Below are 10,847 nucleotides of genomic sequence, written 5' to 3'. Positions count from 1 at the left end.
GCATTCCCGCCGACACCCGTGGTGGCACCGCCGCCTGCGTTCCCGCCCGTGCCCACCTTGGCGGCGCCACCCGCGTTCACGCGACCGCCCACGTGGGCACCGCCACCCGAGGTCACACGGTCGCCCGCATTCACGCCGACGCCCGTGTCAGCGGCGGCACCCGAGCCCACACGGTCGCCCACGTTCCCGCCGCCGCCCGAGTTCGTGTCGTCGGTCGCGGTCGCGTCGGTGCTCGTCGTGGGCTCGGGGTGGGTGGAGGGGGCTGTGGGGGCGCGGCGCGGAGTGTGGCGCGCTTCCGTGCTCATGCACCCCCCGTTTCCTCGTCCCCGGGCCGTCTCCTCGGTACGCGGGTCGTCCTGTCCCTCACCCGGGCCCGCTGTCGGTCCGTCCCGGGCACGCATACCCGCACGGACGCGACGGCATCCCGGCGCGGGGCCGCGGCCGACGGCGTCGCATCGTGCGTGCGCGTCACTCTACGGGTTGTTCCACGGCCAACGGGAACCAGTCCGCGACGCCGTGGCATCTGCCCGGAACGTCCCCCTACCCTGCGGTAATCCTGTCTGGCAGGCTGCGTCCATGACTGCGCGCGCCGCCGACCGGGCCCGTTACGACCGGGCCGCCGCCCACCTCGACGCCCCTGTCGCGATCGTGGACCTGGACGCCTTTGACGCCAACGCGGACGACCTCGTGCGCCGGGCCGGCGGGAAGCCGATCCGGGTGGCCAGCAAGTCCGTGCGCTGTCGCGCCCTGCTGGAACGCGTCCTGGCGAGGGACGGTTTCCAGGGCATCATGTCGTTCACGCTGGCCGAGTCGCTGTGGCTCGCGCGTTCCGGGTTCGACGACGTCCTGCTCGCCTATCCGTCCGCCGACCGGTCCGGTTTCGCCGAGCTGACCGCCCATCCCAAGCTGGCCGCCGCCGTCACCGTCATGATCGACGACCCGGCCCAGCTCGACCTCATCGATGCCTCCCGCGCCGGCGGCGGTGAAGTCGTGCGCGTCTGCCTGGAGTTGGACACATCGCTGCGGCTGATGGGCGGGCGGCTGCGGGTCGGGGCGCTGCGTTCGCCGCTGCACTCCCCCGACCAGGTCGCCGAGTTGGCGCGCGCGGTGGTGCGGCGCCCCGGTTTCACGCTCGTCGGGATCATGGCGTACGAGGGTCATATCGCCGGGGTGGGCGACTCCGTCGCCGGTCGTCCGCTGCGCTCGCGGGCCGTCCGGCTGATGCAGGCCACCGCGCGACGCGAACTGGCCGCGCGGCGGGCCGCCGTGGTGCGGGCCGTCCGTGCGGTGGCGCCCGGACTGGAGTTCGTCAACGGCGGCGGCACGGGCAGCGTGCAGCACACGGCGGCCGAGGCCGCCGTCACCGAGGTCGCGGCCGGTTCCGGGCTGTATGTGCCGCGCCTGTTCGACAACTACACGTCGTTCACCGGCCGTCCGGCCGCGCTGTTCGCGCTGCCGGTGGTGCGCCGGCCGGGCGTCGGTGTGGTGACGGTGCTCGGCGGGGGCTATCCGGCCTCCGGGGCGGCGGGCGCCGACCGGCTGCCGGTGCCGTGGCTGCCGCAGGGGCTGCGCTACGACCCGCAGGAGGGGCCGGGCGAGGTGCAGACGCCGCTGCTCGGTGCGCCCGCCGACGACCTGCTCGTCGGCGACAAGGTGTGGTTCCGGCACGCCAAGGCCGGTGAGTTGTGTGAGCGGTTCGAGGTGCTGCATCTGGTGGAGGGGGACCGGGTGACGGCGGCCGTGCCCACCTATCGGGGCGAGGGTCACACGTTCCTGTGACGGTCAGTGCGACGGGCCGAGGCTGCTGCCGACGCCGCCGCCGGTGTCCGCGTCGCCCACCGCCCGTATGCCGCGGGTGATCTCGTCCATGTCGGACAGCGGGGGCCCGTCGGCGCCGGCGTCGAAGACGAAGCGGACGACGACGGGTGCTTCGGTGCCGACGCTGGACGGGAAGGCCAGCGACTGGACGTAGCCGCCGGGCCCCTTGGCCGTGCTGACCCGCCAGCGCACGTAGTACCCGCTGCGGCCGGCGACCGCGATCTGGCCGGAGGCGACGAGCCGATGGGACGTGATGCCGCCGAAGGGCCGCTGCCCGAGGGCGTTCTCGTCGAAGGCGGCGTCCGCGGCGTCGGTGATGTCCTGTTCGGCGAGCGCCCGGGGCGAGGTCCCGGCGGTGGCGCCGTCGGTGCGGGTGCTGACCAGGCCGTGAAAGCACAGGCCGACGCCGGCCGGGCAGTCGTAGGTGCCGTCGGTGGTCATGACGACGTCGTCGTCGGCGATGTACCGCGGGCGCTCCCAGCCGTCGGGCAGCGGCAGTGTGATGCCGTTGAGCTGGTCGACGACGGTCGCGGGGTCGTCGGCGGAGGGGTCGGAGGCCGACGGTGTGCCGGACGGCGACGGCGATGCGGGCCCCGGGTCGCCGGTGGTGGGCGTGGCCGCGGTGTTCGCCTCGGTGGCGCCGGCGCCCTCGTGGTCCGTGCGGAGCACGAGGGCGCCGGTGACGATCGCCGCGACCAGCACGGCGCCCGCGGTGACCAGCGCTACCGCCTTGGCCCGCCGGGAGGCACGGTCCGGGGCCGCCGGCGGGACGGGCGCGCCGGGCGCGCGGCGGTGCTCGGTCCAGGCGCTGCCGTCCCACCAGCGCTCCGCCTGCGGGGCGCTCGGGTCGGGGTACCAGCCGGGCGGCGGCGTCATGCTCATCCGGGCACTGTAGGCCGCGGCCCCGAGTCGCGTACACGGTGTCCGGCCCGCGGGCGGGCGCGGTCCGCTCAGAGCGGTGTGACGTAGGCGCCGGAGATTCCGCCGTCCACGAGGAAGTCGCTGGCGTTGACGAAGGAGGAGTCGTCGCTCGCGAGGAAGGCGACGGCGGCGGCGATCTCCTCGGCCTCGGCGAACCGGCCGAGCGGGATGTGCACCAGGCGGCGGGCGGCGCGCTCCGGGTCCTTGGCGAACAGCTCTTGCAGCAGGGGGGTGTTGACGGGGCCGGGGCACAGCGCGTTGACCCGGATGCCCTCCCGAGCGAACTGCACACCGAGTTCCCGGGACAGGGCGAGCACCCCGCCCTTGGAGGCGGTGTAGGAGATCTGCGAGGTGGCAGCGCCCATGCGGGCCACGAAGGAGGCGGTGTTGATGATGGATCCCCGGCCCTGGCGGCGCATGTAGGGGATGGCGGCCTTGCAGCACAGGTAGACGGAGGTGAGGTTGACCTCCTGGACGCGTTTCCATGCCTCAAGTCCGGTCTCCAGGATGGAGTCGTCGTCGGGCGGGGAGATGCCGGCGTTGTTGAAGGCGACGTCGACGCTGCCGTAGGTGTCGTACGCCGTCCTGAACAGTGCCTCGACCTGTTCGGGGTCGGTGACGTCGACCTTCGCGAACAGCCCGCCGATCTCGTCGGCGGCGGCCTTGCCGCGGGTCTCGTCGATGTCGCCGCAGACGACGTGGGCGCCTTCGGAGGCCAGTCGGCGGGCGGTGGCGAGGCCGATGCCGCTGCCCGCTCCGGTGACGACGGCGGTACGGCCGACCAGCCGGCGGCAGATGGTCTCAGGGGTCTCGGCGGTCACTGTGCGGGGCCCTCCGTGCTGATGAAGACGTTCTTGGTCTCGGTGAAGGCGGTCAGGGCGTCCGGGCCCAGTTCGCGGCCGAGGCCGGACTGTTTGAAGCCGCCGAACGGGGTCCAGTAGCGGACGCTGGAGTGGGAGTTGACGGACAGGTTGCCGGCCCGGACGGCACGGGAGACGCGCAGGGCGCGGCCGAGGTCCCGGGTCCACAGGGAGCCGGCCAGTCCGTAGGGGGTGTCGTTGGCGAGGCGGATGGCGTCGGCCTCGTCGGTGAAGGGCAGCAGGACGGCGACCGGGCCGAAGATCTCCTCGCGGGCCGCGGCCGTGTCGGGCCGCTCGCCCGTGAGCACGGTGGGCGGGAACCAGTAGCCGGGTCCCTCGGGCGCGGTGCCGCGCAGGGCGGGGGCGTCGGCGGGCACGTAGGAGCGTACGCGGTCGCGTTGCCGGGCGGAGATCAGCGGGCCCATCTGGGTCTTCGGGTCGGCCGGGTCGCCCACCACGACGGCCGCGAGCGCATCCGCGAGCAGTTCGCGGACCTGGTCGTGGACCGGCTCCTGCACCAGGATCCGGGTGCGGGCGCAGCAGTCCTGGCCGCAGTTGTCGAGGAAGGAGAACGGGTCGACGGCGGCCTCGACGTCGGCGTCGGCGAAGACGATGTTGGGGCTCTTGCCGCCGAGTTCGAGGGTGACCGGCTTGACGAGGCGGGCGCACCGCTCCATGACCTCGCGGCCGGTGCGGGTGGAGCCGGTGAACACGATCTTCGCCACGTCGGGGTGGTCGACGAGCGCGCGGCCCGCGATGTGCCCGTGTCCGGGCAGCACCTGGAACAGGTGCTCGGGCAGGCCCGCCGTCAGGGCGAGTTCGGCGAGGCGGAGCGCGGTGAGCGGGGTGGCCTCGGCGGGCTTGAGGACGACGGCGTTGCCCGCGGCGAGCGCGGGGAAGCAGCCCCAGGCGGCGATGGGCATCGGGAAGTTCCAGGGCGCGATGACCCCGACCACGCCCAGCGGCTCCTGGAAGGTGACGTCCCAGCCGCCGGGTACCGGGATCTGCTTGCCGAGCAGGCGTTCGGCGCCGCCGGCCGCGTACAGCAGCAGATCGCGGGCGTTGCCGGCCTCCCAGCGTGCGGTGTCGAGCAGATGTCCGGCCTCGCGGACCTCCAGCCGGGCCAGTTCCTCGATGTGGGTGTCGACGGTGTCGGCGAAGCGGCGCAGCAGCCGGGCCCGGTCGGCGGGCGCGAGGGCGGCCCAGCGCCGCTGTGCCGCCGTGGCCCGTGCGACGGCCGCGTCGATGTCGGCCGCGGTGGCGGCGGGGACGGTGGCGACGATCTCTTCGGTGGCGGGGTTGCGCACCTGGAGTTCGGGTGCGGTGGACAGCGCGTCGTTCGAGCCGTGCGCGTCGGACCGGTCGGACACGGTGGGCCTCACATGCGTTCGAAGGAGCGGCGCAGCTCCCAGTCGGTGACGGCGGCGTCGAAGGCGTCCAGTTCGACGCGGGCCAGGTTGTGGTAGTGGTCGACGACCTCGTCGCCGAAGGCGGCCCGGGCGATCGGGCTGGCCGTCCAGAGCGCGGCGGCCTCCCGCAGGGTGGTCGGGACGTGCTCGAAGCCTGCGGTGTAGGCGTTGCCCGGGCAGGGCGGTGGCAGTTCCAGTTTCCGTTCGACGCCGTACAGTCCGGCGGCCACCAGGGCGGCGACCGCGAGGTGCGGGTTGACGTCGCCGCCGGGCAGCCGGTTCTCGAAGCGCAGGGAGCGGCCGTGGCCGACGACGCGCAGGGCGCAGGTGCGGTTGTCGTGGCCCCAGGCGACGGCGGTCGGCGCGAACGAGCCCGGCTGGAACCGTTTGTAGGAGTTGATGTTGGGCGCGTACAGCAGGGCGAAGTCGCGCAGCGCCGCCAGTTGTCCGGCGAGGAAGTGCCGCATGACGTCGGTCATTCCGTCGGGCCCGGCCATCGCGCCCACGCCGTCGGCGTCGGCGAGCGAGAGATGGATGTGGCAGGAGTTTCCCTCGCGTTCGTTGTACTTGGCCATGAAGGTGATCGACACGCCTTCCTGGGCGGCGATCTCCTTGGCGCCGGTCTTGTACACGGCGTGCTGGTCGCAGGTGACCAGGGCCTCGTCGTAGCGGAAGGCGATCTCGTGCTGGCCGGGGTTGCACTCGCCCTTGGCCGACTCGACGGTGAGGCCGGCGCCGGCCATGTCGTTGCGCAGGCGGCGCAGCAGCGGTTCGATGCGGCCGGTGCCGAGGATGGAGTAGTCGACGTTGTACTGGTTGGCCGGGGTCAGCCCGCGGTAGCCCGCGTCCCAGGCCTGCTCGTAGGTGTCCTTGAAGACGATGAACTCCAGCTCGGTGCCGACCTGGGCGGTGTAGCCGAACCCGGCCAGCCGTTCCAGTTGGCGGCGCAGGATGTGGCGGGGCGCGGCGGCGACCGGGGAGCCGTCCGCCCAGGCGAGGTCGGCGACGACCAGGGCGGTGCCCGGGTGCCAGGGGATGCGGCGCAGGGTGCTCAGGTCGGGGTGCATGGCGAAGTCGCCGTAGCCGCGGTCCCAGGAGGACATGGCGTAGCCGTCGACCGTGTTCATCTCGGTGTCGACGGCGAGCAGGTAGTTGCAGCCCTCGGTGCCGTGATGCAGGACCTCGTCGAGGAAGAAGCGGGCGGCGAACCGCTTGCCCTGGAGCCGCCCTTGCATGTCGGGGAAGGCCAGCACGACGGTGTCGATCTCACCGCTCGCGACGAGGGCGTGCAGTTCCTCGACGGCGAGCGGGGGTGTGCGGTCTGCCACGGCAGAGCCTCCTTCGGCTTCTACGGCCGGCCGGGAGCCATAAGGTATTGCCGAGAACCATTGGTTGGGAAGGGGGCACGACCGGATGGCGCGGGACACACGGCGGGGGATGCCGGACGACCGGCTCGCGCCGGTGCTGCGGCCGGTGCGGGCGGGCAACGGCTTCGAGGAGGCACTGGAGCAGATCCTGCAGATCGTACGACTCGGCCTGGTGCCGTGCGGCGAGCGGCTGCCCGCCGAACGGGAGCTGGCGCAGCGTCTTGGCATCAGCCGGGTGACGCTGCGCGAGGTGCTGAAGGTGCTCCAGGACCAGGGGCTCGTGGAGTCACGGCGCGGGCGCTACGGCGGCACGTTCGTGCTGCCCCGGACGAACGCGGGCGGCGAGGACGAGCTGCGGCGCCGCATCGCCGCGGTCGACGTCGACGACGTGCTCAGGTTCCGTGAGGTGCTGGAGGTGGGCGCGGCGGGACTGTGCGCGACGCACACACCGGCCGGCGCGTCGGCGCAGCGGCTGCGGGCGGCGCTGGCCGGCACGCACGACGCGCCGCTTCCCGAGTACCGGCGGCGGGACACCCTGCTGCACCTCACCCTGGCCGAGCTGTCCGGCTCGCCGACGCTGGCCGCGCAGTACGCGGCCGTCCGGGCGACCGTCAACGACCTGCTGGACTGCATCCCGCTGCTGGTCCGCAACCTGGAGCACTCCCAGCGCCAGCACACGGCCCTGGTCGAGGCGGTCCTGGACGGCGACGCAGAGGGGGCCCGGGACATGATGCGGGAACACTGCGCGGGAACGGCGGCACTCCTGCGGGGCTTTCTGACATGAGCCGGCGCGGCACGGCCGGTGGCGGCGGCACGCCCCACGGCACCGCCCCGAGGCGTCCGCCGCGGCGGCGCCGGGCCGGGGGGCTTGCCCGGGGGTGGGTTCACGGTAAAGGTGTGCGTGCCAGCCATTGCGGGGAGCCAAGGAGGGTGCCATGGCGGGTCGGCCGTTGATCGGGGTCAGTACGTATCTGGAGTCCGGGGCGCGCTGGGGGGTGTGGGAGCTGGAGGCGGCGCTGCTGCCGGCCGGTTATCCGCGGCTGGTGCAGCGGGCCGGCGCTCTGGCCGCGATGCTGCCGCCGGACGGGCCCGAGCAGGCCGCGGCCACCGTGGCACGGCTGGACGCCTTGGTGATCGCGGGCGGCCCGGACGTCGAGCCGGTACGCTACGGCGCCGTCACCGGCCCGCGGACCGGTCCGCCGGCCCGGGCCCGCGACGCCTGGGAACTCGCCCTGATCGACGCCGCGTTGGCCGCGGCCGTGCCGCTGCTCGGGATCTGCCGCGGCATGCAACTGCTGAACGTCGCGCTCGGCGGCACGCTGGTGCAACACCTCGACCAGCACGCCGAGCACGCCGGGCCGCCAGGGGTCTTCGGCCGGCACCTGGTCGAGCCGGTGCCCGGCACCCGGTACGCCGGCATCGTCCCGGAGGAGACCTCCGTACCCACGTTCCACCACCAGGCCGTGGACCGGCTCGGCAGCGGGCTCGTGGCGTCGGCGCACGCGAAGGACGGCACGGTCGAGGCGATCGAGCCCTCGGGGCCCGGCGGGTGGGTCCTGGGGGTGCAGTGGCATCCGGAGATGGGCGAGGATCTGCGGGTGATGCGGGCGCTGGTGGCGGCGGCCGGCTGAGCCCGGCTCAGCCGCGGGTCAGCGACAGCAGTTCCCGGGCCGGTCCCGTCGGCCGGTGCCCGGTCCGCCAGACCGCCCGCAGGTCACGGCCGAGCAACACGTCCCGTACGGGGATGCGGACCAGGCGGCGCAGGCCCAGTTCCTCCCGTACCGCGAGTTCGCTCAGGACCGCGGGCCCGGCGCCGCCGACCGCGGAGGCCTTGACCGCCGTGGTGGAGGACAGTTCGATCAGCGGGCGGGCGAGCCCGCCCAGGGCGGCGTCCAGGACCTGGCGGGTGCCCGAACCGCGTTCGCGCAGGATCAGCGGGGTGGTGGCCAGCTCGTCCGCGGCCAGCGGGCCGCGGCGGCGGGCCCAGGGGTGCGCGGGTGCGGTGACGACGATCAGGTGGTCGTGCGCGATGACCGCGGAGTCCAGCCCGGCGGGGACCGTCAGCCCCTCCACGAAGCCGAGGTCCGCCTCGTCCGCGAGCAGCCGTTCGGCCACCGTCGTCGAGTTCCCGGCCAGCAGGGAGACCGCCGTGTCCGGGCGTCCCGCGCGCAGGGCCAGCAGCCAGCCCGGCAGCAGATACTCGGCGATCGTCATGCTGGCCGCCACCCGCAGCCGCGAGTCACGCCGGTCCCGCAGCGCCTGCGCGCCCGCGTCGAAGGCTTCGGCCGCCTCCACGATCCGCCGCGCCCAGTCGGTCACCAGCGCCCCGGCGTCGGTGAGCCGGGAGCCGCGCGGCGAGCGGTCCACCAGGGCCACGCCGAGCTGCCGCTCCATGGAGCGGATCCGGCTGCTGGCCGCCGGCTGGGTGACGCCCAGTTCCCGGGCCGCAGCGCCGAGGCTGCCGGTGCGCGCCACCGCCAGCAGCAGTTCCAGCGCGCCGAGATCGGGCACCCGGTGGGCCAGCGACCTCGGCCCGCGCCGCTCCTCCGCCTCACTCATAAGACCAGCTTATGCCCTGATAGGGACGGACTCCCTGGTGACCGTCCGCGCCCCGCGTGAGGGTGGACCCATGGTCATCGCAGCCCAGCCCCCGGTCCCCCGCCGCGCCCCGCGCGTCCGCCACCTCGGCCCCAACTGGTACGCCGCCGTCATGGGCACGGCGGCCGTCGGCTCGGCCGGCGCCGTGCTCCCCTGGCACACCGGGCCGCTGCGCACCGGCTGCACCGTCGTGTGGGCCCTGTCGCTCGCCCTGCTGGTGGCCCTTCTCGCCGCTCGCGCCCTGCACTGGGCGTACCACGGCGACCAGGCCCGCGACCACCTCCTCGACCCGGCGACGGCGCCCTTCTACGGCTGCCTGTCCATGGCGCTGCTCGCGGTCGGCGGCGGCGCCATGACCGTCGGGCGGGACCCGCTCGGCGCGGCGGGCGCCATGGCCCTGGACGCCGTGCTGTTCGTCGCCGGCACCGTCGTGGGGCTCGCGGCGGCGGTGGCGGTGCCGTACCTCATGGTGGTACGGCACCGGATCGAGCCCGCTCAGATCTCCCCGGTGTGGCTGCTGCCGCTCGTCGCGCCCATGGTGTCGGCCGCGCTCGGCCCGCAGCTCGTGCCGCACCTGCCGCCCGGGCAGCCCCGTCAGACCCTGCTCCTCGCGTGTTTCGCGCTGTTCGGGCTCAGCCTGCTCGCGACCCTGCTGATGCTGCCCCTCGTGTTCGCCCGGCTGATCGTCTCGGGCCCGCTGCCGCTCGCGCTGACCCCGACGCTGTTCCTGGTGCTGGGACCGCTCGGGCAGTCCACCACCGCCGTGGGCGCCTTCGCGGATGTCGCGCCGGGGGTCGTGGCGGCCCCCTACGACCGCGGTTTCGTGGTGCTCGCCGTCCTGTACGGGGTGCCGGTGATGGGTTTCGCGCTGCTGTGGCTGGCGTTCGCGGCGGCCCAGGTGGCGCGGGCCCGGCGGCGCGGCATGGGGTTCACGATGACCTGGTGGGGGTTCACCTTCCCGGTGGGCACCTGTGTCACCGGTGCGGCGGCGCTGGCCCGGCACACCGGTCTTGCCGCCTACGACTGGCTGACGGCCGGCCTGTACGGGGTGCTCCTCGCCGCCTGGGCGGCCGCCGCCGTGGGCACGGTACGCGGGCTGATCAGCGGTGAACTGCCCGCAGCGCCCCGGACAGCACCCGCGGCGCCTCGGCCAGCGACGGGCCGTACCACGTCAGATGCCGTCCGCTGACCAGGGCGCAGGGCAGACCCGGGAATGCTTCGGGGCCGTCGTCGGCCGTGAAGCGGTACGGCTCGTCGGGCAGCACGACGAGGTCGGGCGCGGCGGCCCGCAGCTCGTCCAGCGGGATCCGCGGATAGCGGTCGGCGTGCCCGGCATGGATGTTGTCCACGCCCAGGCGGGCGAGCACGTCGCCGGCGAAGGTGTCCCGGCCGAGCACCGTCCACGGCCGTCGCCAGACCGGCACGACCGCTGTCACGCGCCGCGCGGGCACCGGCAGCGCGGACCAGGCGTCCTCGGCCTCGTCCAGCCAGCGTGGCCGGGTCGTCGCGCCGCACGCGATCAGCACGCGGGTCAGCTCGCCGAAGGACCGTGGCACGTCGCGCACCTCGGTGACCAGCACGGTGAGGCCCGCGGTACGCAGCGCGTCCAGGTCGGGGGCGCGGTTCTCCTCCTCGTTGGCGATCACCAGATCGGGGGCGAGGGCGACGATCCGGTCCACCCGCGGGTTCTTGGTGCCGCCGACGCGGGTGACGGCAAGGCCCGCCGGGCGGACGCACCAGTCGGTGGCACCGACCAGCACGCCGGGCACGGTCTCGGCGACCGCTTCGGTGAGCGACGGAACGAGAGAGACGACGCGCATCATGCGCTCCGCGGAAAGCGCACGCACGGCGCTGCCGCGGCCGGTGACCGGCGG

The 10,847-nt window shown here is 74.3% G+C and carries 10 protein-coding genes and 1 pseudogene; 4 read left to right on the top strand and 7 right to left on the bottom strand.

Annotated features, from left to right (window positions below; genetic code table 11):
* Nucleotides 1–305, bottom strand: a pseudogene (locus ACIRFL_RS32370) (hypothetical protein); the annotation flags it as partial.
* Between the two features lie 271 nt (nucleotides 306–576).
* Between ACIRFL_RS32370 and ACIRFL_RS32365 the strand changes: the two are divergent.
* Entirely contained in the window at nucleotides 577–1,779 is a 1,203-nt protein-coding gene (locus ACIRFL_RS32365) for an alanine racemase (protein WP_404035440.1), read from the top strand.
* A 3-nt stretch (nucleotides 1,780–1,782) separates the two neighbouring features.
* Here ACIRFL_RS32365 and ACIRFL_RS32360 read toward each other — a convergent pair whose 3' ends face one another.
* The 4 genes from ACIRFL_RS32360 to ACIRFL_RS32345 all read right to left on the bottom strand — a co-directional run bounded on the left by ACIRFL_RS32360 (nucleotide 1,783) and on the right by ACIRFL_RS32345 (nucleotide 6,336).
* On the bottom strand, nucleotides 1,783–2,694 hold the full coding sequence (locus ACIRFL_RS32360; protein ID WP_404035499.1) for a DUF2510 domain-containing protein: 912 nt from the start codon (nucleotides 2,692–2,694) through the stop codon (nucleotides 1,783–1,785).
* Nucleotides 2,695–2,768: 74 nt separating this feature from the next.
* On the bottom strand, nucleotides 2,769–3,560 hold the full coding sequence (locus ACIRFL_RS32355) for a 3-oxoacyl-ACP reductase (protein WP_404035437.1): 792 nt from the start codon (nucleotides 3,558–3,560) through the stop codon (nucleotides 2,769–2,771).
* Entirely contained in the window at nucleotides 3,557–4,930 is a 1,374-nt protein-coding gene (locus ACIRFL_RS32350; RefSeq protein WP_404035496.1) for an aldehyde dehydrogenase family protein, read from the bottom strand. Before ACIRFL_RS32350 ends, ACIRFL_RS32355 begins: the two co-directional genes overlap by 4 nt.
* Nucleotides 4,931–4,977: 47 nt before the next feature.
* Nucleotides 4,978–6,336: a glutamine synthetase family protein gene (locus tag ACIRFL_RS32345; RefSeq protein ID WP_404035435.1), complete on the bottom strand. Its 1,359-nt coding sequence runs from the start codon at nucleotides 6,334–6,336 to the stop codon at nucleotides 4,978–4,980.
* Nucleotides 6,337–6,421: 85 nt separating this feature from the next.
* On the opposite strand from ACIRFL_RS32345, the gene ACIRFL_RS32340 reads away from it, so the two are divergent.
* Entirely contained in the window at nucleotides 6,422–7,159 is a 738-nt protein-coding gene (locus ACIRFL_RS32340) for a FadR/GntR family transcriptional regulator (protein WP_404035432.1), read from the top strand.
* A gap of 151 nt (nucleotides 7,160–7,310) precedes the next feature.
* Complete coding sequence (locus ACIRFL_RS32335) at nucleotides 7,311–8,006, top strand: gamma-glutamyl-gamma-aminobutyrate hydrolase family protein (protein WP_404035430.1); 696 nt, start codon at nucleotides 7,311–7,313, stop codon at nucleotides 8,004–8,006.
* A gap of 7 nt (nucleotides 8,007–8,013) precedes the next feature.
* Here ACIRFL_RS32335 and ACIRFL_RS32330 read toward each other — a convergent pair whose 3' ends face one another.
* Nucleotides 8,014–8,934, bottom strand: coding sequence for a LysR family transcriptional regulator (locus tag ACIRFL_RS32330; protein ID WP_404035427.1), 921 nt, complete (start codon nucleotides 8,932–8,934; stop codon nucleotides 8,014–8,016).
* A 70-nt stretch (nucleotides 8,935–9,004) separates the two neighbouring features.
* Here ACIRFL_RS32330 and ACIRFL_RS32325 point away from each other — a divergent pair, with 70 nt between their 5' ends.
* Nucleotides 9,005–10,162, top strand: a complete 1,158-nt coding sequence (locus tag ACIRFL_RS32325) for a TDT family transporter (RefSeq protein ID WP_404035425.1) — start codon at nucleotides 9,005–9,007, stop codon at nucleotides 10,160–10,162.
* Here the strand turns inward: ACIRFL_RS32325 and ACIRFL_RS32320 are convergent.
* Nucleotides 10,074–10,793, bottom strand: coding sequence for a helical backbone metal receptor (locus ACIRFL_RS32320; RefSeq protein ID WP_404035493.1), 720 nt, complete (start codon nucleotides 10,791–10,793; stop codon nucleotides 10,074–10,076). The two genes, ACIRFL_RS32325 and ACIRFL_RS32320, sit on opposite strands and share 89 nt — an antisense overlap.
* Nucleotides 10,794–10,847: the final 54 nt, after the last annotated feature.

This window comes from Streptomyces sp. NPDC102462 (assembly GCF_044765425.1).
Taxonomy (GTDB): Bacteria; Actinomycetota; Actinomycetes; order Streptomycetales; family Streptomycetaceae; genus Streptomyces.
The sequence above is the reverse complement of the archived record's forward strand: the minus strand, read 5'-3'. Positions and strand labels throughout refer to the sequence as shown.

Bases quoted from the DNA above. Each gene is read 5' to 3' on its own strand.
- ACIRFL_RS32325 (WP_404035425.1), top strand. From the start codon at position 9,005: ATGGTCATCGCAGCCCAGCCCCCGGTCCCCCGCCGCGCCCCGCGCGTC.
- ACIRFL_RS32335 (WP_404035430.1), top strand. From the start codon at position 7,311: ATGGCGGGTCGGCCGTTGATCGGGGTCAGTACGTATCTGGAGTCCGGG.
- ACIRFL_RS32320 (WP_404035493.1), bottom strand. From the start codon at position 10,793: ATGCGCGTCGTCTCTCTCGTTCCGTCGCTCACCGAAGCGGTCGCCGAG.
- ACIRFL_RS32340 (WP_404035432.1), top strand. From the start codon at position 6,422: ATGGCGCGGGACACACGGCGGGGGATGCCGGACGACCGGCTCGCGCCG.
- ACIRFL_RS32360 (WP_404035499.1), bottom strand. From the start codon at position 2,694: ATGACGCCGCCGCCCGGCTGGTACCCCGACCCGAGCGCCCCGCAGGCG.
- ACIRFL_RS32365 (WP_404035440.1), top strand. From the start codon at position 577: ATGACTGCGCGCGCCGCCGACCGGGCCCGTTACGACCGGGCCGCCGCC.
- ACIRFL_RS32330 (WP_404035427.1), bottom strand. From the start codon at position 8,934: ATGAGTGAGGCGGAGGAGCGGCGCGGGCCGAGGTCGCTGGCCCACCGG.